General features: G+C 63.6%; 24 protein-coding genes. 16 read left to right on the top strand and 8 right to left on the bottom strand.

Translation table 11 applies throughout. From position 1 onward, the window contains the following. The first annotated feature begins 10 nt into the window (after positions 1–10). From ACE3P0_RS08275 to ACE3P0_RS08295, 5 genes are all read left to right on the top strand, one after another. Complete coding sequence (locus ACE3P0_RS08275; protein WP_374401726.1) at positions 11–748, top strand: hypothetical protein; 738 nt, start codon at positions 11–13, stop codon at positions 746–748. Between the two features lie 298 nt (positions 749–1,046). Next, on the top strand, positions 1,047–1,919 hold the full coding sequence (locus ACE3P0_RS08280; RefSeq protein ID WP_374401728.1) for an alpha/beta fold hydrolase: 873 nt from the start codon (positions 1,047–1,049) through the stop codon (positions 1,917–1,919). A 467-nt stretch (positions 1,920–2,386) separates the two neighbouring features. Continuing rightward, positions 2,387–2,728 carry a nuclear transport factor 2 family protein gene (locus ACE3P0_RS08285; protein WP_374401730.1) on the top strand — a complete coding sequence of 114 codons (342 nt, stop codon included), beginning with the start codon at positions 2,387–2,389 and terminating at the stop codon, positions 2,726–2,728. A 159-nt stretch (positions 2,729–2,887) separates the two neighbouring features. Then, a complete protein-coding gene (locus ACE3P0_RS08290) occupies positions 2,888–3,124 on the top strand; it encodes a hypothetical protein (protein ID WP_374401732.1) in 237 nt (78 codons plus the stop codon). An 845-nt stretch (positions 3,125–3,969) separates the two neighbouring features. Beyond that, complete coding sequence (locus ACE3P0_RS08295) at positions 3,970–4,212, top strand: hypothetical protein (protein ID WP_374401734.1); 243 nt, start codon at positions 3,970–3,972, stop codon at positions 4,210–4,212. A gap of 561 nt (positions 4,213–4,773) precedes the next feature. Here ACE3P0_RS08295 and ACE3P0_RS08300 read toward each other — a convergent pair. Beyond that, the gene (locus ACE3P0_RS08300; protein WP_374401736.1) at positions 4,774–5,454 is read right to left on the bottom strand and encodes a hypothetical protein; all 681 of its coding nucleotides are present in this window, start codon (positions 5,452–5,454) and stop codon (positions 4,774–4,776) included. A 437-nt stretch (positions 5,455–5,891) separates the two neighbouring features. Between ACE3P0_RS08300 and ACE3P0_RS08305 the strand changes: the two genes are divergently transcribed. Then, positions 5,892–6,728, top strand: a complete 837-nt coding sequence (locus ACE3P0_RS08305; RefSeq protein WP_374401738.1) for an abortive infection family protein — start codon at positions 5,892–5,894, stop codon at positions 6,726–6,728. 296 nt (positions 6,729–7,024) lie between these two features. Here ACE3P0_RS08305 and ACE3P0_RS08310 read toward each other — a convergent pair whose 3' ends face one another. Together ACE3P0_RS08310 and ACE3P0_RS08315 are read right to left on the bottom strand one after the other, a co-directional pair. Continuing rightward, positions 7,025–7,408, bottom strand: coding sequence for a hypothetical protein (locus ACE3P0_RS08310; protein ID WP_374401739.1), 384 nt, complete (start codon positions 7,406–7,408; stop codon positions 7,025–7,027). A gap of 3 nt (positions 7,409–7,411) precedes the next feature. Next, positions 7,412–8,167: a hypothetical protein gene (locus ACE3P0_RS08315; protein WP_374401741.1), complete on the bottom strand. Its 756-nt coding sequence runs from the start codon at positions 8,165–8,167 to the stop codon at positions 7,412–7,414. Between the two features lie 711 nt (positions 8,168–8,878). On the opposite strand from ACE3P0_RS08315, the gene ACE3P0_RS08320 reads away from it, so the two are divergent. From ACE3P0_RS08320 to ACE3P0_RS08335, 4 genes are all read left to right on the top strand, one after another. After that, on the top strand, positions 8,879–9,127 hold the full coding sequence (locus ACE3P0_RS08320; RefSeq protein ID WP_374401743.1) for a hypothetical protein: 249 nt from the start codon (positions 8,879–8,881) through the stop codon (positions 9,125–9,127). Positions 9,128–9,243: 116 nt separating this feature from the next. Next, on the top strand, positions 9,244–9,747 hold the full coding sequence (locus ACE3P0_RS08325; RefSeq protein ID WP_374401745.1) for a hypothetical protein: 504 nt from the start codon (positions 9,244–9,246) through the stop codon (positions 9,745–9,747). A gap of 802 nt (positions 9,748–10,549) precedes the next feature. Further along, positions 10,550–11,839 carry a YifB family Mg chelatase-like AAA ATPase gene (locus ACE3P0_RS08330; protein ID WP_374401747.1) on the top strand — a complete coding sequence of 430 codons (1,290 nt, stop codon included), beginning with the start codon at positions 10,550–10,552 and terminating at the stop codon, positions 11,837–11,839. 47 nt (positions 11,840–11,886) lie between these two features. Then, positions 11,887–12,285: a hypothetical protein gene (locus tag ACE3P0_RS08335; RefSeq protein WP_374401749.1), complete on the top strand. Its 399-nt coding sequence runs from the start codon at positions 11,887–11,889 to the stop codon at positions 12,283–12,285. On the opposite strand, the gene ACE3P0_RS08340 is transcribed toward ACE3P0_RS08335, so the two are convergent. Continuing rightward, positions 12,282–12,689: a hypothetical protein gene (locus ACE3P0_RS08340; protein ID WP_374401751.1), complete on the bottom strand. Its 408-nt coding sequence runs from the start codon at positions 12,687–12,689 to the stop codon at positions 12,282–12,284. The two genes, ACE3P0_RS08335 and ACE3P0_RS08340, sit on opposite strands and share 4 nt — an antisense overlap. 356 nt (positions 12,690–13,045) lie before the next feature. On the opposite strand from ACE3P0_RS08340, the gene ACE3P0_RS08345 reads away from it, so the two are divergent. Genes ACE3P0_RS08345 through ACE3P0_RS08355 form a run of 3 tightly spaced genes read left to right on the top strand, consistent with a single transcriptional unit; the run spans position 13,046 to position 15,853 of the window. Continuing rightward, positions 13,046–13,663, top strand: a complete 618-nt coding sequence (locus ACE3P0_RS08345) for a DJ-1/PfpI family protein (protein WP_374401753.1) — start codon at positions 13,046–13,048, stop codon at positions 13,661–13,663. A gap of 35 nt (positions 13,664–13,698) precedes the next feature. Next, positions 13,699–14,871: a class I SAM-dependent methyltransferase gene (locus tag ACE3P0_RS08350; RefSeq protein WP_374401755.1), complete on the top strand. Its 1,173-nt coding sequence runs from the start codon at positions 13,699–13,701 to the stop codon at positions 14,869–14,871. Further along, complete coding sequence (locus tag ACE3P0_RS08355; protein WP_374401757.1) at positions 14,861–15,853, top strand: DUF2804 domain-containing protein; 993 nt, start codon at positions 14,861–14,863, stop codon at positions 15,851–15,853. The genes ACE3P0_RS08350 and ACE3P0_RS08355 overlap by 11 nt, the downstream gene beginning before the upstream one ends. Before the next feature lie 6 nt (positions 15,854–15,859). Here ACE3P0_RS08355 and ACE3P0_RS08360 read toward each other — a convergent pair whose 3' ends face one another. From ACE3P0_RS08360 to ACE3P0_RS08375, 4 genes are all read right to left on the bottom strand, one after another. After that, complete coding sequence (locus ACE3P0_RS08360) at positions 15,860–16,201, bottom strand: hypothetical protein (protein WP_374401758.1); 342 nt, start codon at positions 16,199–16,201, stop codon at positions 15,860–15,862. 34 nt (positions 16,202–16,235) lie between these two features. Beyond that, on the bottom strand, positions 16,236–16,430 hold the full coding sequence (locus tag ACE3P0_RS08365) for a hypothetical protein (RefSeq protein WP_374401760.1): 195 nt from the start codon (positions 16,428–16,430) through the stop codon (positions 16,236–16,238). A 292-nt stretch (positions 16,431–16,722) separates the two neighbouring features. Then, positions 16,723–17,532 carry an alpha/beta hydrolase gene (locus ACE3P0_RS08370; RefSeq protein ID WP_374401762.1) on the bottom strand — a complete coding sequence of 270 codons (810 nt, stop codon included), beginning with the start codon at positions 17,530–17,532 and terminating at the stop codon, positions 16,723–16,725. Continuing rightward, a complete protein-coding gene (locus ACE3P0_RS08375) occupies positions 17,529–18,149 on the bottom strand; it encodes a glutathione S-transferase family protein (RefSeq protein ID WP_374401764.1) in 621 nt (206 codons plus the stop codon). The genes ACE3P0_RS08370 and ACE3P0_RS08375 overlap by 4 nt, the downstream gene beginning before the upstream one ends. Before the next feature lie 78 nt (positions 18,150–18,227). Between ACE3P0_RS08375 and ACE3P0_RS08380 the strand changes: the two genes are divergently transcribed. The 3 genes from ACE3P0_RS08380 (at position 18,228) to hemE (ending at position 19,983) form a co-directional block, all read left to right on the top strand. Beyond that, positions 18,228–18,422, top strand: coding sequence for a DUF2905 family protein (locus ACE3P0_RS08380; protein WP_374401766.1), 195 nt, complete (start codon positions 18,228–18,230; stop codon positions 18,420–18,422). Then, the gene (locus tag ACE3P0_RS08385) at positions 18,419–18,829 is read left to right on the top strand and encodes an STY0301 family protein (protein ID WP_374401768.1); all 411 of its coding nucleotides are present in this window, start codon (positions 18,419–18,421) and stop codon (positions 18,827–18,829) included. The genes ACE3P0_RS08380 and ACE3P0_RS08385 overlap by 4 nt, the downstream gene beginning before the upstream one ends. An 86-nt stretch (positions 18,830–18,915) precedes the next feature. Further along, the gene (gene hemE / locus ACE3P0_RS08390) at positions 18,916–19,983 is read left to right on the top strand and encodes a uroporphyrinogen decarboxylase (RefSeq protein ID WP_374401770.1); all 1,068 of its coding nucleotides are present in this window, start codon (positions 18,916–18,918) and stop codon (positions 19,981–19,983) included. The last annotated feature ends 32 nt before the right edge of the window (positions 19,984–20,015 follow it).

A 20,015-nucleotide genomic window follows, 5' to 3' on the forward strand; every position in this document is an offset into this window, starting at 1 on the left:
CTGCCCCTTCTTGAAATACCTTCGTCAACCGAATTCAGAGGACTCGACAGCAATGAGGAGAATCACGATTGTGGCTGCGGGGTTCGTCGCCGCAACCCTGTCTTGCTACGCGAAGGCCGAAGTGCAGGCCGAATCCTTCGATGTGCTGGCGTCCGTCATGGAAACCCACAACAAGGAGATCAACGCCAACGACCGCCTCGACTCGAACAAGGAAGAAGCGATCCGGTATCGAGAGGCGATCATTGCCGGCTGGTGGGAATTCATGCAGGCCAAATCGAACGCCCTGCCGGGCGAGTACTGCGCCGCGTCATTCCTGCGAGCCAAGCATGTGGTGGAGGCGGGCAAGATCGACGAGATGAAGGCAGGGGTCGTTGTCACGCTGTTTGGCCCGGGCGGAAATTATCGGGGCGCACTGCTTGCATTCTCCCTGCTGGGTAGCGACAGCGCCGAAGCATTGCCGAAGCTTCCGAGCGGAAAGCCGGTACTGGTCACCTTGACGCAGGGCAACACCAAGCCTGTGACCCTGAATGCCATCTACATGGAGACCCGGCCAAAGGCACCGCCCCTGCTGGCGTTTGCCGTGCCGAACATCGACGCGCTGATGAAGGGTATGGAAGACCAGTGGAGCTTTGACGTGAGCTACCAGGGCAGATCCATAGCCAGCATCGAGTGGCACGACGGACTGAAGGCCCGCGATGAATTGAGAAAGTGCCTGGCGGGGGCGTCCTTCGAAAGCAAGCGACAATGAAAGCAGTAAACCGACACGCCGGCTGGCATCAGCGGCGCTGCCACGCATATAGCTCGGTCGCACTGGCATCATCTTCGGGGCCACTTGCTGGTTCGTCGGTGAGCGCGACAGTGCAGGGGATGATACGCAGCGTCGCATTGCTGGATGCGCTTCAACTCGAGAGGTGGAGCCGCGTTTTCTGGCAATCAGTGATGACCTTACGCCAGTCACAACCAATCCACGTGGAACTGACTGACCAGGTGGCGTCTCGCGGGTATCCGCCAACAAAGGCTGAGGAATCCGCCGTGGACGTGTTGGTATGACGATGGCCGCATCGCCCGTCACGGCCGAGGAATTGCGCATCGTTGCACGCGATGGCCGCTCGCTCGCGGCCACGCGCTATGCGGCGGCGTGCGACGTCGACCGGGTCGTGATCGTCAACGGCGCGACTGGCGTCAAGCGCGGCTTCTATGACCGCTATGCGCGCTTCCTCGCCGAGAATGGTTTCGCGGTACTGACTTACGACTATCGCGGCATCGGCGGTTCGGCCGAAGGAAGCATCCACGCGGAGGTCTGCGACATGCGTCAGTGGGGTGAAGTTGACGTCGCCAGCTTGATCGATGCAGCTGCCCGGCTATATCCCGGCAAGCGTCTGCTCGCGGTTGGGCACAGCGTTGGCGGCCAGTTGTTCGGACTGGCGGACAACAACGCACTGGTCGATGCGATGTTTGCGGTAAGCGCACAGAGCGGCTACTGGAAGCACTGGAGCGGCCCGCCGCGCTGGTATCTGGCACTCTTGTGGCACGTGCTGATGCCTGGATTGGTTTGGATGCTCTCGTATTTCCCGTCGCGCCGAATCCGATTCGGCGAAGACCTGCCAGCGGGCGTCGCTCGCGAGTGGGCACGCTGGTGCCGGCATCCGGACTACTTGGTCGATCGCGAAGGTTGCCCATTGCGCAAGCATTTCGCGCGCTACCGCGGGCGCATCCGCGCCTGCGTGGTGACCGACGACTGGATGGCGCCGCGTGCTGCGGTCGAGGCGCTCATGGGTTTCTTCGTCGTCGCGCAGGTCGAGATCGCGTCCCTGGCGCCGGCAGACGCCGGCGCCAGGGCACTCGGGCATTTCGGCTTCTTCCGGGAAGCGGGAAGGCCGGCATGGCGGGAAAGTCTGGAATGGCTTCAACGACAGTGAGTGTTGGGATGCGGACTCCCGAGGAAGCGAACGCGGAGGGCTGCCGCCAGTTGCGGATCCAGCCATCGTTGGCGTATCGTGGCCGCCACGGACGGCGATCTTCCTGGCGGCAACCGGGGCAACCCAGAGCCGGTTCGTGTGCACGCTTACTGCTCGCGCGCGGCCAGCAAGCGCTGACCATCGGTACCGCAGCGTCGGCGAATCGACGGCGCCCATGGCCCGGATTGACAAGGTGTCGATGCATCCCTGGGGCCAGAAGGATCCGGCAGCGATGATCGATTAGGCAGTCGCTGCGCTCGGCGATCCCCGGATCGCGCTGGTCATTCACTGCGTGGGCGCCCAGTTCCTCCCGCTCGAGGCAGAGAGTGGCGAGCCCGGGCACCGCTGGATCACGCTCAGGGGCATGTGCGGGCCGCTGAAAACACCCTCGCCTCCTCGCACCTGTTCCGTCCGATGTGAGTCCGGAAATGAAGAACCTTGATCGCTTCAGAACCTACCTCGCCGCATACGAACGGAAGGATCTCGCTGCCATCGGCGATATGTTCACCGACGGCGTCCATCTCAGGGACTGGAAGATCTCCGTGAGAGGAAAGCATGCCGCGCTCGCGGAGACCGCGAAGAACTTCGAGGCGGCGCGTTCGATCGAGATCGACACACTGTCCACCCAGGAATCCGTCGACACGGTCGCTGGAGAACTGCGGATCCTGGTCGACGGCGAAATCGAACTCTTCGTGATCGATGTCGTCGACTTCGACGAAAGCGGACACATTCTTGCGATCAGGGCCTACCTGGGCCGCTCCAACCACTGACGGGAGAGCACATCGGGTTGCGGCCTCGCGTCCGGTCAACGCGCAGGCATGCCAAGCGTTCACCATTGTGCGACCGAAATCTAGGAACCTATGAGGCATCAATCCATGTCGATCTCGCGAGTGCTCGCGCTCCCCCTGCTAGCCGTCCTCGCATGCTCCATGGCAGTGGCCCAGGATGCCCGTGAACGCGGTTTCATCCGCAAGGGCATGCCCAAAGGGGAAGTTCTCTTTCGCATCGACAAGCCCGATCATGAGGCCCTCATCGCCAACACCAAGGGCCAGCCCGAGGAGAAGACCTGGACCTACTTTCCTCGCTCGCGCGATCCTCAGACGCCGACCATCATCACCCTGAGATCCGGCGTCGTCGCCGAGATCGAGCGCAAGAGCGCTCGCTAGCAGCGTGGGCGCGGCATGAGCTGGCGCATGCCTATCGAGCGCGCCGTCGCTGCGCGTGGGCCATCTCTTGCGACGCGGCTCATCTGCCTGCAGATCCGCTGGCTGTTTAGGCCGCCGCAGGTTCTGCCCTTCGTGCGGCGCTTGCAGCTTCAGGCCAGCAGCTTGTCGTGACCGTACTTGCCGCACGCAGCCTTAGGAAGCCATGCCGCACTCGAGGAAGGCGTCGCTCGTCCTTGATGAATCGAGGCAGCTCGGCGCCGGAGCTGGCCTCGGTGTGGGTGATGAAGCTGGCGGTGTGAATCAATGGGATGGACCAGGCGGTACGGCGCGGTCTGCTCGGGGCGGTGGCGCTCGTAGCGGAGCGGGGTGCCGTCCGCCCCGCAGAGGACTGCCGGCCGGTGGTATGTACGATGGGCTCCCGAAGCGGTGAGCCCGCACGGTCTCAAGCCGTGCTTCACGCCTCAATCGCCTTGAGGGCTGCCCGCCGGCGTATGCCCTCCGCTGTAGGGCCTCCTTCAGGTGGCTGTGTTCGATCGACCGGCAGCTTTGCGGCGGCGAGATTCGGTCGAAGTATGTCGCCGATGGGTCGGATCCGTAGCCCCTGAGATTTCAAGGCCGACGTTCGCGTGCTCACGGAGCACGATCGCATGAATGTCCGCTAAGGCCGAAGTGCGTCCGTAGGTCGTCTGGCAGCTTTCAGAGTGGAAGCAACCGCTTGGATGACGGGCCTGACTGCATTGCTAACGGCGACCACTTGCCGTTTTCGCCCTTGGACGAGTCTCCTTTGACCCACAGCTGGTCGGAGATTAGGCTGTCCGTACCAATCGCGGGCATGAGGTACAGCCGTGAACGTCAAAATCGAAGCAGCTGAAGCTGTGATGTCGTTCCAGACGATGTTAGATGCCGTCGTGGCGGGCAATCGCTTCACCATTACGGTTCGCGGCGAGCCTGTAGCTGAACTCGTTGCAGTCGAAGTGATCAGAAACGCCAACGCCTCGGTAGCCGTAGATCGGATGCTCGAGTTCATCCGGGAAACGCCGAGGCGAAGCGTAGAACTTCGTGCGTTGCGTGACGAGGGACGTGCTTGAGACTTGACAGACGCCAGAGGCGGCTGCTACCCACAAGCGTGTCGGTCAGCCGCATCGGTGTGGTTCCGGATTCGTAGTCACCGAGAGGCCCCATTCGCGGAGCAAGCGGTCGGTCCGGCCAACAGCAATCACCGTCAGCTTCGGCCGAGTTGCGCGCTTGGGCTTTCCGGCAGCTCCGCAATACAAAGCTGTCTGCTGGCCTGAGGAAGCTCCTCGGCCTTAGCCGACATTCAATTGGTCGTGCACTCAGAGCGCGGAAACGTCAGCTGCGGGCACTCATTGGCGTGAGGTTCCGGCGCGGAGCCGCTCTACAAGGTCGCGTTCTGCGATTTCGGCTCAAGCTGACTGCGGCAGCTCGTGGCAAATTGATCGATCGCCTGTCATCCCGCGGTGAATATGTACCACACGGCGGGCCACTTCAGCGCGACCCCCCTCCGATAGCGAAGATGAGGGCGACGAGCACGAGCCGGACATCACGGGACACTAACGCCCACTTCCGTTCTCGGTCGTCCTTGAACGCAACGTAGGGGCTGTCGCCGCCTACGCTGGAACGGCGCGTACTCATGGGACCTCCTGGGTGGCGGGCCGGACCGGAATTGGCGGTTGGGCCGGCATGATGACCGCCTTGCTCTGAGGCGTCGTCTGCTTAGCCGGCCTCTTTTTCGCCGCGTCCTTCTTGGTGTCCTCGGCTTTCTCGCGAAGCAGGTCCCAGTACGCTTGGATGTCGTCAATCTCGCTGTAGGCGCCCACGTCGGTCGCTCGGATCAGGAACCGGCTGTAAAGGTTCGTCTGTACGAGGCCTTGCTGGTGCATGTGCTCCATAGCAACATTTGGGTTGAGCAGCAGCACGTAGTTGAAGTCTCCGGCATCACCCTTCTTGACGTCGATGAAGTGCAGTTCCTGAAGGCGCTTCATGCGACGGCGCCAAGTGTCCACGATGCGCTCACCGCTGAAGCCGGCATCAGCGGCAAACGTGGAGGGGTTCTCGATGACCAGCAGCGGATGATCGGGCGACCTGGCCCAAAGGCAGAAGAGCGTGTGGCCCGCGGGGTGGCCCTTGGAAGCTGCGTCAATAGCCTGCATCACGAGCGGCAGTGTGCGCGGCACGGTCGTGTAGCCATCGTTCACCTTGCGCTTCCACAGCCACCGCTTCTCGTAGTTCGGGAAGTGCAACTCCAGTTGCTGCTCCGCCCGCTCCGACATGCTGAGCCGCTTTGCCCTCGCCTGCTTTCCTGTTGCCATCGTCGTTTCTCGGAGGTTATTGCGTTGCTGGAGAGTATCGAGGTCCGCGACCTCTCCAGCAAGGATTCGAGACGCGCGATACTGGCGATTCAATCCATCCAGTATCAATATTTAGTTAAGCGAAATCTCTACATTTGCACGATATACATTCGTATGAGTTGTGCGAATCCGCACAGATTTTGAAGAGCATCCCCATTTATATGGGTGCTGGCGTCGAATCTGTGGTGCTCACTGTGCTCCAATGTGCTCCGTGTACTCTCTGTGCTCGCCGTGCTCCTGGGTAATGGTGCAGGAAGAGGGGACCCGGCGGCACGCATTCAGAGGCAGGACATGTGGTGCGGCCGCAAGTCAAGACAATCGGAAGAGTCCTGTAACTTCGCTCGGCCATAAACGATGCAGCTGTGTGTCGCGCTGGCCGGCGCACACCATCGCGAACTATGTCCAGTCTTCCCATCACTGACACTGTCGTCCATGCGTTTGCCCAGTTGGTCGACGACTCTGGGAACAGCGGAAGCTATCGCGAGCCCACCCATTCTGATATCGAGTTTCAGGTAAATGCCGCGGGGCTTGCCGCGTTCGATCCGAAGCAGCAGGGGCAACAGATCGGCAAGGCCAAGCGAGTCAGAGCGGTGCTGTACGAAGCGATGACCGCCAATCCCGTTGGCGGCTCAAGGTTTGTCATGGGGCTCCTGGGGAAGATTCGTGCGTGTGGCGGCTTCCGTGTTGGTGCACCAAACTTCGTTGGCTCCGACGCGATTGCAAACGCCAAGTCGGCCTGCGACGGCGTTGGCTTTGTCCTCGCAGACGACGGAGCTCTCTCCCCGAAAGTGCTCACAGCTCTTCGTGGTCCTGAGTTGACCGACGCGCTGTTGGGCTACGCACGGCGCGCACAGCGAGGCGCGGAGGATGCGGCCCTTGTAGCTGGAACGGGGAAGGACCTACTTGAGGCCACTGCTGCCCATGTGCTCATGACCATACGAGGCAGCTATCCCGTTGGTGCCAACTTCCAGGGCCTATTGGGTATGGCCTTCATTGCGCTGGACCTCGCAGTGCCGGAGATGCCTGAAGTTCACGGCGAGTCGCCTATCCGCGCGATGGAGCGAGGCCTGTTCGCCACCGCGCTTGGTGTAAACCGCGTTAGGAACAAGCAGGGATCTGGCCACGGCCGCCCGTGGTTGCCGACGCTCACCGATGCTGAAGCCAAAGCAGCGATTGAGTCTGTTGGCACGGTTGCCGGCTACTTGCTAGCGAAGTTAGCGACACACGGAAGGTAACCCCAAAAGCGCAGCTGATGGGCGCGCCCTCTCGACGGAGGTGCCGGGCGACATTTGTCTTCAACCTCACTCGCCGTGGCGTACCGGCAGTCGTGAGAGCTTGTCACTGTTGGCAATCACCGTTACTGACCGATTGGCTCGTCGTGGGTAGTGACCGCTTCTGGCCGGATGCTGATGCCCGGCCCAGCGCCTGCTTCTGCCACTACATGGGACGTTTGCACATAGGGTGGCTCACCCAACGGCGTCGGTTTGTGGACGTGCGTTGCCTCCAACGACGAGCAACGGCGACGAGACGGTTAAGCGAGAAGTGGCTGCAGTCTCTGCCAGCGTGCCCGAAGGATTGGATTGCTGAGCGGGTCGCGCCTGACGAAGCGAAGAACCCTTTTGAAGATGCCACTTGCAGCGCGCTGCTCCGCCAACACCTTCGTGCACACGACGTCAGCTGACCATCCGTCGAACGCGGGCATCGGATTGAGCGAACTGAGATTGCGCAGGAACGTCGGCGCGACTTCGTCTACCAGGACTCGCCGTATCTCTTCCTGGGAAAGATCCGACGCTTTGAGCGCGCGCGCTATCGCTTGGTAGTCGTAGTCCTGCAATTCACGGGCAACAAAGAGCTCGGCCAGATTGATCCAAACCGCCGCACGTAGATCACTGGCGTCAGCAGCGTCCACCGGCATCGCTCACCTCCCAGCCTGGGGATAGAGGGTGCCGAAAGTGAGGTCGGCACCAAACGCGAACAATACGCCACCGATGAGTGCCGCGACGCCGACGCAGACGGGCGCCGTTGCGGCGCAAACGCCCATACCAACGGCCGCTGCACCACCCGCAACGCCACCGGCGACGCCTGCTCCGGCAAGAACACCCTGGCGTGCAACCTCCCGGGGTTTATCCTCGGCCTCGTAGATTTCGTAGGCAGCCACGGCCAACGAAACAAGGAAAATTCGTCGCCCAACCTTTCCCAACGTGCGCGAGAGCGCCATCACGGCGGGATCCGCGCGCCCGCCCGCAGCAACCATCTCGGCATAGACGCTTGCCTGCTGTGCTTCAGTCAGTGCCGAAAATGGCTTTTGGAAAAGGCGAACCGCGTATTTCTCCGTCAGCTCCGCCAGCGTTCGTCCCTGCTGCTTGAGACTTGTCGCATAGGCACGGCCGACCGGACTGCTGCGCAAACGACTGAGATCCATGATCTGGTTACGAAGCGCATTGACTTGTTCAGCGGCCGACCTCGCGGACATACGACCCGTCGTCACGGCCTCTGTGAACTCGCGCGACACAGACTGAATGTCTTGGGCGTACTGCGTGCGTACCCGGGCATCCTTGATGCACATGGCGGCAAAGTTGCTCGCGGTCGCTTGCAGCTCCGCGAGCGCTCGCTTCAGAGAGAGAAGCTCCTCGGCTTCCGACGATCCAGAAGGCTGCCCCATATTCAAGCTCACGCAATATGCCAAAGGCATCATCCTGCCACTGATTGCATATACCTTGTGCAAAGTGGCATCGTGGTTTGAGGTATTTCTCACAACGTTTGGGCAAGCCTCAACCCCAACGGTCGTTAGGGATCTTCTCCGCTAACCTCGGTTCCGAAATCGGACTGAAGGCGGCGGGAAGCACCCGAATGGAGCAGCGTTGTGGCGGACGCCAAGCGGGAGCCAAACCGCGTGACACCTCTGTTCAGGTGGTGCGGATCTACTGTTCCCTTGCGTCGGTGACCAAAGCGGTTCCAAGCAAGCGTAATTTTGCGTGCCGGTCACACGCTTCACCGGCCGATCCCCGTGCCCGGTGATCCACAAAGACATGCACTGCCCAGAAGGTGGCGCGCCGTCCTCACGTCGCGGAATTGCAGCTCGAAAGAAGACGTTTACAGCTGCACCAGCGGACGACAGGTACGCCCCGCCACTCCTGCGTCATGTTGGCTGTTGTTCCGGCCACACCCGCACTGTAAAATGCGAGTTGTCACCACCTACTAGATCTAGTATCTATTGATTTATTGGTGGCGATATATTGTGGTTTTGTCACCGCATGGAGGCGAAGTCGGCCGGGTTGCCGCCCGGCCGACTTCGAGCTTGCTCGCGCAAACCCTGAAGCGGGGCGCATTGTGCGTGAGGCTCCCATTGGAGGCAACCACCTTTTCAGTGTTTTTGGAGTTAAACATGAGCAATAGCAAGCGCACTTCCGCCCCTGAGGCGGCCAAAGCGGCTCAGGTCCTTCGTGACCCTCAGTCGTCAGCTGTTCAACGTCAGATCGCGGGATCGGTGCTGTCGCAACGAGCGACGGGCCGCGTCACCGGACCCGAAGTCGAGCACAAGGCGGGCCGCGTTCTGGAAAGCAATCACTACAACAGCACGACACGGTCTCTCGCCGGCTCTGCCGTCAGTCAATCCGACAAGAACCGTAAGTAGTAAACGCTTCCCCCCGGACTCCGCGTCCGGGGGTATTCAACGGCCCTTTGATGTCGTCAAACCCATATCACACCGTCGGCAAGCCTCCGACTCTGCAGCGCTCTGTACTCGCGCTGATGGACATCCTCGGTTACAAGGATCTAATGGTTGCTTCCAGTAAGGTGGGCAACGAGCAGGAGGTCCTAGAAAAACTTCACGGCGCGCTCGAAAGGGCAAGAGAGCTCCTGAAACCAACCGAGGCCATATCGCTGAGCGATACGCCACCCAAAGATCGTTTCTCCTTGAAGGCCTTTACAGACAACATAGTTGTCGGCTGGCCCGTCAAGAGCGATGCCGAATCAGAATTCGGCGACGCCTTTTCGCGGCTGGCTGAGTTTCAATTGCAAATGGCAATTGACGGCTACTTCATTCGTGGCGGACTGTCTGTCGGACCTGCCTACGTTGATGAAATTGCCGTCTTCGGCGGTGCGCTCCTGGAAGCCTATGATGGGGAATCCACTCTTGCCCGAGACCCCCGCGTTGTCTTGACCCAAATCAGCCGTCGAGGTGACTCATCGGCACCTGAGTTACTACAGTCCAGGAACTGCGCCTCATATTCGACACATTCTCAAGGACTCTGACGGGCAATGGTTTTTGAACTACCTAGAAACAGTGATGTGGCTGGGCGATGAATATGGGCCGTTGTATGAATTGCTTCTACAACACAAGACATCTGTGGAGCAAAAGCTAAGCGAATATCGCCGAACCCCCGCGATCTGGTCAAAATACGCGTGGGTGGCCAGTTATCACAACTTCTTTTGCGACCTCCATCCTGAGCACTGCAGGGGCGAGCACCGTATTAACGTTGAGTTGTTCAGAGCTACGCCCTCGCTGATCGTCGAGTAGATCAGATCGTAATTTCGTTGCGGTTCTTTGGGGGACGCACGTCTAAGCAACGGTTGCGGCGAAGCCGCCCGTCCGTGTGCTCACAAGACCGGCCCTCTAGTGATCGTAACTGAAGGCCAATCGCGGAACGACCGCTTATCGGATCTTCAAACCCGCTAGCGGTCCCGCATCACGAGCAGAATTTTCTGGCCGACCGAAATCCGATCTTGCCGCCATGGGAACAACAGAGCTCGTGGCAGCGAAGGACCGCTCGGGGTTGTCTGGCGATGGTCAGGACCAGCAGCGGAGGTCGGCGATGGTCGGCAGCACGGTTGACCGTCGCCAGCGCCTGCAGCGGACCGCGGCATAGTCGGCGGACCTTCTTCCAACGTGGGCCCCACGCAACCTTCTGCTTCAATAGTCATTCGCGGCCGATGAACTCACTGCGCAAGCACGGAGGTGCGCTTTTGCTTCTCGATCTCCACACTCGACGCGTTACAAAACGCATACTCCGCAAGGGTTTCGCGTCTAGTCTTTCGCCATTTCGCATTTAATTTGTTGTACGAGACGAAGGAAGGTGGGCGTTTCGATCTGCCGATCGCACTCGGCATCCTCGCTGCATCGGGCCAGATCCGTAGCGGCGCACTCGACGGCATCGAGTTCGCCGGCGAACTCTCGCTCGATGGCCGCCTGCGCCCGGTGCGTGGCGCGCTCGCGATGGCTCTGGCAGCCAGCCGCGCCGGCCGACGCTTGGTGCTGCCGGCGGATAACGCCGGCGAGGCCGCACTGGTTGCCGACGCCGCCGTCTTCGCAGCCCGCAGCCTGCTCGAAGTGGTGGCGCACCTGAACGGACAGCATCTGCTGGACCCGGTCGCCGCCGGCACGCATGCCGTGGCCGCGCCCAGTTATCCGGATCTCGCTGATGTGCGCGGTCAGCAGAGTGCCAAGCGCGCGCTCGAAATCGCGGCCGCGGGGCGACATTCGCTGCTGATGTATGGCCCGCCTGGCAGTGGCAAGTCGATGCTGGCACAGCGCCTGCCGGGCATCCTGCCACCGATGAGCGAGACCGAAGCGCTGGAGGCTGCGGCGGTGCAGTCCATCGATGGCGGCTTCGATCCGGCGCGCTGGGCGGTGCGGCCTGTGCGCGCACCGCATCACTCGGCGTCGGCCGCCGCGCTGGTTGGCGGCGGTGCGAGTCCGCGCCCGGGCGAGATTTCGCTCGCACACCACGGCGTGCTGTTCCTCGATGAACTGCCAGAATTCGACCGGCGCGTACTGGAGAGCCTGCGCGAGCCGCTCGAAACCGGCCATATCACCGTTTCGCGGGCGGCGCGGCGAGCGGATTTCCCGGCCCGCTTCCAGCTGGTCGCGGCGATGAATCCCTGCCCCTGTGGCCATCACGGCAGCGACAACGGCCGCTGTCGCTGCACGCCGGATCAGGTTGCACGCTATCGCGGCCGACTCTCTGGCCCGCTGCTGGATCGCATCGACATGGTGCTGGAAGTCGCTGCGGTGCCGGCGACCGAGCTGCGCGCCGGCACGCCGGGAGAAACCAGCGCCGTGGTACGGCAGCGCGTCGTCAGCGCCGATTCAGTGCAGCGCGCACGCCAGGGGCGGCCGAACTCGGCCCTTGACGCACCCGGCGTGGAACACCACTGCAGCCCCGATGACGCGGGCGCCCGCCTGCTCGCCAGCGCAATCGCTCATCTCGGGCTCTCGGCCCGCGGCACCCACCGGCTGCTACGCGTGGCACGCACGATCGCCGATCTGGCCGGTTGCGAGCGCGTCGGCGCGAGCCACGTCGCCGAAGCGATACAACTTCGACGCAGCCTGCCGATGCCAGCCTAAGGTCGGCCTGCTATCCTTGGCCCCTACGTCTACCTGCCTGAAGAGTCATGGACACCTCCATTCCGTCGAACCAAGACAAAACGGTGCGCAGCGTGCGCAAATGGGCACTGATCCTGATGCTCGTCCTCGTCGGCGGCGCAGTGCTCTACACCGTAGCGGTACTCAACTTCGCCTATTCGAGCGGCGAACGCGCCGGCTACGTGCTCAAACTCTCACGCAAAGGCTGGATCTGCAAAACCTGGGAGGGCGAGCTGCAGATGCTGGCGATCCCCGGCGCGCTGCCTGAGAAGTTCCACTTCACGGTGCCCGACGACAAGGTCGCTGGGCAGATCAACCAAGTGCTTGGCAAGCAGGTGACGCTGCATTACAACGAGCACGTCGGCATTCCCTCGACCTGCTTCGGCGACACCGGCTACTACGTGACCGGCGTCGAAGCGATCCGCTAAGGGACGCAAACCGCCAGGGCGTCGCGCACTGCGGCGGCCCCGGCGGCGGTATCGAGCCGCGCCGCCACGATGCCCTCGGGGGAAAGGAGGACGGCGCGTTCGCCGGCCACCAGCCCTGCATGGCGTGACCAAAGACCAAAGAGGTCTTCCACCATCGGCAATCGCTGATCGGCCCGCAAGCCCCGCGTCATCAGGCGCTGCCCCATTTCACCAAACGGCGTCACCGCCACCACGTCGGCGCCCACCTTGGCGAATTCGCTACGCAAACGCGCAAACGCGCGCAAATCCTGCCTCGCCAGCGCGAGGTCGTTGCCAAGGAAAACCAGGACCCGCCAGGCGCAGCCCGGATTGGCCAAGGCTGCGGGCACGCGCGGCAAGGCAAGCGATTCGTTGGGTGCATTCATCCTTGCGTACCCTCCGGTGCCGGGCTGACGTGCGCGCGTGGCACGCCAACCTGCTTGCTGCGGCGTAGCGAAAATCCATTCGCCGAAGCACGAGGCCAGCGCCCCCGCGCGTGCCGATCGGCCGCCTCGTTCCCGCCCAGGCGCGCAACGCGTGCCCCCTTCGAGACCCGCATGGATATTGGGCGACGATCGCCCAAATATGCCATTGGACTATCTTGAATCATTGCCGAATCATCGCATGTCGAAGGGGCGATGGTCCAACCGGAATGGCTTGCGAAATGTAAGCTGACGCAGTGCAGCAGAACATGCCACAATCGTCGCCGCCGCATCCCCCCACTGTGGCTGGAGAGTGTGTGATGACGCTGTGCATCGGGCTCTACCTGTTCGACGAGGTCGAAATTCTCGACTTCGCCGGTCCGCTTGAGGTCTTCTCCACAGCCAGCCGCGTCTTCGCGCGCCTGCATCCGGGCGCACCACCGCCATTCACCACCGCATTGATCGGCCGCGAGCCCACCATCCGGGCGCGCGGCGGCCTGCGCGTCAGCCTGCCACATCGTATCGACGACCATCCGCCGCTGGATCTGCTGCTGGTGCCGGGCGGCGTGGTCGATGCGGAACTGGAGCGGCCCGAAGTCATCAGCTGGATCGCGGCACAGGCCGCGCGCAACGGCCGCATCGCGTCGGTATGCACCGGCGCTTTCCTGCTCGGCGAGGCCGGTCTGCTTGATCGCCGGCGCTGCACCACCCACTGGGAAGACGTCGCTGCGCTGCGCAGCCGCTACCCGAATGCACATGTCGTCACCGACTCACGCTTCGTCGACGACGGGCCGATCATCACCTCGGCCGGCATCTCGGCCGGGCTGGACATGAGCCTCTATCTTGTCGCACGGCTCGCTGACCGCTCGCTCGCAGTGCGCACCGCAAGGCAGATGGACTACGCATGGCAGGGCTCGCCGGAGAGCGGCACGCAGTAAATCGCCGCGGGCGGAGCCGGCGGTAGAATCCGCCGATGACCGCAGAACGCCCCGACCAGCTCCCACCGCCTTCGCCCGACGCGCTCGCCGCCAGCGCTGCGCTCCTTGAACGCATCCACACCGCCATCGACGAAGCCGGTGGCTGGATTCCTTTTTCCGACTACATGGCGCTGGCGCTCTACAGCCCCGGACTCGGCTACTACAGCGGCGGCGCGCGCAAGTTCGGCCCCGGCGGCGACTTCATCACCGCGCCGGAGCTCACGCCACTATTCGGCCAGGCGCTCGCCACGCAGATCGCAGACATCCTTCAGCAGACCGCCGCGCAGGTGCTGGAAGTCGGCGCCGGCACCGGCCTGCTCGCGGCCGATCTGCTCGCCGCGCTGGCAGAATTGGGCCAACTGCCCGAGCGTTACCGGATACTCGAAGTGTCGGGCGAGCTGCGTGCCCGCCAGCAGGAAACGCTGCAGCAGAAGGTGCCGACGCTAGCGGATCGGGTCGAATGGATCGACACACTTCCTGAAAACTTCGATGGCGTCGTGATCGCCAACGAAGTGCTCGACGTGATGCCGGTAGAACTCGCTGTCTGGCGCGACGGCGCCGTGTTTCAGCGCGGCGTGGCTTGGCACGATGGCTTGCGCTGGGCCGATCGCCCCGCGACCGGCGAACTCGCGCGCGCAGCCGCCGCCCTGCCAGCGCCGATGCCATCGGTCGGCGAATACGTCAGCGAAGTCTGCCTCGCCTCTCGCGCCTGGGTCGCCGAGTGGGCGCGCAGACTGACACGCGGCGTGATGCTGCTGGTCGACTATGGTTACCCGCAGCGCGAGTACTACCTGCCCTCGCGCAGCACCGGCACGCTGATCTGCTACTACCGCCACCGCGCGCATCCCGATCCTTTCCTGTGGCCAGGGCTGACCGACATCACCAGCTTCGTCGATTTCACCGCGACCGCCGACGCCGCCTACGACGCGGGCCTTGATGTGCTGGGCTACATCGACCAGGGCGCTTTCCTGCTCAACTGCGGCCTGCTCGATCGCGTTGCCGCGCGCGGCCCGACCGAAAACGCCGACTACATCCGCGCTGCGCGGGCCGCCCAGCGGCTGATCGCGCCGCACGAGATGGGCGAACTCTTCAAGGTGCTGGCGATCGGGCGCCGGATCGCCGGCCCGCTGCGCGGCTTCATGCGAGCCGACCGACTGCATGCACTCTGAGCCGGCGCAGCCGCTGAACGGCCCGCCCCCAACGCTGCTGACGCCGGACGGTGCGCCGCACTTCGGCGCCTGGGCCGGGTGCATGGCCGGCGTGGACTGGCGCCCGCTACGGCTACCGCGCCGCCCTGGCTGGCTGGATTTGCGGCTGCGGCACAAGCGCTGGCAGTACGTCGCTTTCGCGCACCCGGACGTCTTCGTCGGCATTGCGGTCGTCGATCTGGGCTGGGCCGCACACGGTTTCGCCTACGCCTTCCTGCGCGGGCCGCGGCAGCTGGTGTCGATCTCACGCGATGGCCTGCCGCGCGCATCGCGTGTCGCACACCCGCTGTCAGACGCCGCTGCGCACCTGCCCGGCCTGCGCATCGACATGCAGTCGGCGGGCGGCAAGATGCAGGTTGCCGTCCGTAGCCGCCACCTCGAACTCGATGCCGAACTGGATCTCGGCGCGATGCCGGCGCCCGCCTGCGTCGTCGCGCCCGCAAATCTGCTCGCGCACTGCACGCACAAGACCGGCGCGATACAGGCGAGCGGGCGACTACGCGCCGCCGGCACGACGCTGGACCTGCGCGCCTGCCACGCGAGCATCGATCATTCGGACGGGCTGCTCGCGCACGACACACGCTGGAACTGGGCCTCCGCCCACGCGGATGGCTGCGGATTCAACCTGCAGGCCGGCTACATGGCGGATGCAGAGAACATCGTGTGGCTCGAAGGTTTGCCTTACAAACTGGGGCCAGTGCAATTCGACTACAACGCGGCGGATCCGCTCACGCCGTGGCAGATCCGTTCGCACTGCGGCAACACTCAGCTGCGTTTCGCGCCGGAAGGCCTGCATCGGGGCAACAAGAACTTCGGCATCGTCGCGAGCCGCTTCGTGCAGGCGATAGGTTGTTTCTCGGGGCACATCGGTGTGCCGGGCTCGGCACGCATGGAAGTCAACGCCGTGCTGGGCGTGACCGAAGATCACGCGTCGCGCTGGTAAGCAGAATCAGCCGCGTAGTGTTGCGAGCCGCGCAGAGGTGGCAGCGTCGAGCAACACCGGTTTACCGCTCGCCGCATCCGCCAGGGTGTAGACAAGAGTCACCCGCGCAGACGGGCGCGGCGCGTCAGCTTCGGCGATGAACGCAAGCACCCGCACGCCGGCACGGCTGGCATCCTGCACCGACCATGCGAGCGTCGTCTTGCAGTCGGCCGGTGCGCTGCGTTCAATCTGAAGCTGCAGATCACCGAGGCACAGGCGATACGGCACAACGGCCGCGTGCAGCGGCGCAAGCGCCGCCTCAACGCGCACCAACAAGGCACTGCCTTCGCCTGAGGCCGCGGTGCTCACCCTTGGCGGGCACCGCCTGAAGCCACAAGCAGGCTCATTCCTGGCTGCGGTAAATCTGGCGCAGGAAATCGTCCGGATCGCCCGGCGGCAGGTCTCGCACCCGCTGTGCGGCATGCACCGGCTGCAGACCGAGCTGTTCCACCAGTGCCTGCGGCAAGCCGCTTGCGTTGAGGACTTCTTCCGCGAATTGCCCGAATTCGTCGAGCAGCCTGCCTGTTGCCATATCCATGATCATCACCGTCTCGCCCTCTGTCTGGGTTGCCCCCAACCCATGTCCGTCTGGCTAGGCCAGCGGACACACCCCTTGTGCCGGGCTCTTTTACGGAGCCCTTGTTTGCAGTGAACGTTCAAACCCCGAAAAAGTTGAGGCCTGATGTTGCATCGACGCGATTTATTTCACGAAGTTCCACAGTCGATGCGCCTGCAAGCCAATAGTGACCGGATCTGCGGGCCAAACGGGCAGTGTTGCGAGAAAGCGACAGACGGGAATACAGCGCCTTTCGCAGGCGCTGTATTGGTGATCAGATAGATAAGTTATCGAGCCAGGCAGCAAGTGGGTCGGCGGCTGCACGCCAGCCCGCCTCCAGCATCATGCCGTGCCCGATACCCGGCACGATCAGGGGCTCGACGCCCCAAAGACGGGCGGTCTGGCGCACGCCGGCAACCGGGATCAGCGCATCGTCCGCCGCCCCCATCACCATCACATGCGCGCAGTTCCGGCGATTCGGATGCGGCAGCGCAAAGCCCAGCATGTCCCAGATCGCGCGTTGCGACTCCCCGTGCATCTGCAGGAAATAGCGCTCCAGCAGCTCCGCCGGCAAAGGCTGATGGAACATGGCTTCGACCAATGCGCGCGGGCCGATGTTGCCGCCACCCGCAAGCCGGTTCAGATCAAAGAGCAGACCAGGACGCCGGATCGCCAACCCCAGCGCGGATGACCACATGCCGCCCGGCGGCACCGCGCACATCAGCGCTGCCGCGGGCGCCGGCTGCGTTTCGAGCAGTTTCTGGACGACGAAACCACCCATCGAATGGCCGATCAACACCGGCGACGCCGGCAGGTTCGCGATCGCCTCGCGCAGGTCGCGCACATAGTCGTCGATCGACAGCGCATCGAGATACTCGCGCCCCGGACTGCCGCCGTGGCCGGACAGCGATACGGCATGCGCCGCCCAACCACGTTCGGCGAAGTACGGCAGGAAGTGTTCCTGCCAGCACCACGCGCCTGCGTGGGCGCCATGCACGAAGAGCAGCGGCGGCTTGTCGCTGTCGGCGCACGTGGCCGGCAAGGCGCTCAGTATTTCGAGTGAGGTCGGTGCGCGCGCGTTCATGCCGGCACCTTCATGCCACGTTGCACCGCGGGGCGCTGCGCAATGCGCGCATGCCAGGCCTGCACCTTGGGATAGTCGGCGAGATCGATCTGCTGATGGTCGTGGCGATCGATCCACGGAAAGGCCGCGATGTCGGCGATCGTGTAGGTGTCGGCCGCAAGCCATTCATGCTGCGCCAATCGGCCCTCCAACACGCTGTAGAGGCGCCGCGCTTCGTCGGAATAGCGCTTCATCGCATACGGCACCGCCTCCGGCGCGAAACGCAGGAAGTGGTGGGCCTGACCCAGCATCGGTCCCAGTCCGCCCATCTGGAACATCAGCCACTGCAGGGCTTCGAAGCGGCCACGGTCGTCGATGGGCAGGAGTTTTCCAGTCTTGGCGGCAAGATAGACGAGGATCGCACCGGATTCGAACAGCGTGATCGGCGCGCCATCTGGCCCCTCGTCATCGACCAGCACCGGAATCTTGTTGTTCGGGTTCAGGGCGAGGAACGCCGGGTCGAATTGATCGCCGCGGCTGATGTCGATCGACTTCACCGAGTAGCGCAGCCCGCACTCTTCCAGCATGATCGAGACCTTGCGGCCGTTTGGCGTTGCCCAGGTGTACAGCGTGATCATTCCCGTCTCCGATGTTGCATGTGCACATCATCCCACTCTTCCGTACGGCGCGGTATCGCCCGGACGACGGAGTAAGCCATGATCAAATGGTTGCTGGTGATCGTGTTGCTGGCGGTGGTATCCGGCGTGTTCGACGGCTGGTTGCGGGCGCGTTTTCAGCGCGGCTTGCCGGGCGACCTGCGCCTGCGGCTCGGCGGCCGTGAGATCCGTATCGCGCTGGGCATGACGGTGTTGCTGTCGCTGCTGGCGACCTTGCTGTTGAGGCGGCTGTGAAGGCGCGCGCGCTTGTCGCGGCGCTGGCCCTGCACGCACTGGCCGCTTCCGCAGCACCCACTTGCCCCGCCACGCTTGAAAGCCAGCAAAGCCTGGCCGCCGCGCCGGAGGGCTGGTCGGTCGTGCCGATGCGCCAGGTGCAGCGGCTGATCGGGATTTCCGTGTTCGACGGGCCGCCGTCCGAGGGCGCCGAACTCAAGCCCGAGAGCAGCCACGGCGGGCAACGGCAGTTGTGGCGCTTCGACACGGCGGCCGCGCGCGGCATCTGGATCGGCTGTCGCTACGACGGCAGCCGGCTGATGCTGACACGTCGGATCGAACCGGCACCGCGGATTTGCGAACTGATCACCGGCGGACGGGTGCTCGCCGGGGCCGATCCGTCGCCGTTGAGTTTCAACTGTCGCTGATCCGGTACGCCGCTGCAAGCGCCGGATTCGCCGCCGATCGTGACCGGTCGCGCTAAAATCACGGTCTTTCCATCCTAGGTCGCGCCATGTCCCGTCCTCGCAACGATACTTTTCTGCGTGCTTTGCTGCGCGAGCCCACGGACTACACGCCGACCTGGCTGATGCGCCAGGCCGGGCGCTATCTGCCGGAATACTGCGAGACGCGCCGCCGCGCCGGCAACTTCCTCGCGCTGTGCAAGAGCCCGCAGCTCGCCTGCGAGGTCACGCTGCAACCGCTGACGCGCTTCCCGCTCGACGCCGCGATCCTGTTTTCGGACATCCTCACGGTGCCGGACGCGATGGGCCTCGGCCTCTACTTCGCGGAAGGCGAAGGGCCGCGCTTCGAGCGCCCCTTGCGCGAGGAATGGGCAATCCGCGATCTGACGGTACCGGACCCGCACGACAAGCTGCGTTACGTGATCGACGCGGTCGCCGAAATCCGCCGCGCGCTCGACAACTCGGTGCCGCTGATCGGCTTTTCGGGCAGCCCCTTCACGCTGGCTTGCTACATGGTCGAAGGCAGCGGCTCGAGTGACTACCGTCACCTGAAGGGCATGCTTTACGCGCGCCCGGATCTGCTGCACCACATCCTCGGCATCACCGCCGACGCGGTGACGCGATACCTCAATGCGCAGATCGAAGCCGGTGCGCAAGCCGTGCAGATCTTCGACACCTGGGGCGGTACGCTGACGCCGCATGCCTACCGCGAATTCTCGCTGGCCTACATGCAGCGCGTGATCGCGGGCCTCAAGCGCGAGCACGACGGCGAGCGCGTGCCGGTGATCGTGTTCACCAAGGGCGGCGGACAGTGGTTGGAAGACATTGCCGCGATCGGCTGCGACGCAGTCGGGCTGGACTGGACCACCGACATCGCGCAGGCGCGTGCCCGCGTCGGCGACAAGGTGGCGCTGCAGGGCAACCTGGATCCGTCGGCGCTGTTCGGCTCGCCGGAATCCGTGTCAGCCGAAGCGCGCCGTGTGCTGGATGCCTTCGGCAATCACCCGGGCCATGTGTTCAACCTCGGCCATGGTATCTCGCAGTTCACCAACCCGGACAACGTGACCGCGCTGGTGGAAACCGTGCGCTCGCACAGCCGCGCGATCCGCAGCGCCTGAGAAGGCGACACCAAAGCAAAAGGGCCGCGATC

It is taken from the genome of Niveibacterium sp., from assembly GCF_041909475.1.
Classification (GTDB): domain Bacteria; phylum Pseudomonadota; class Gammaproteobacteria; order Burkholderiales; family Rhodocyclaceae; genus Niveibacterium.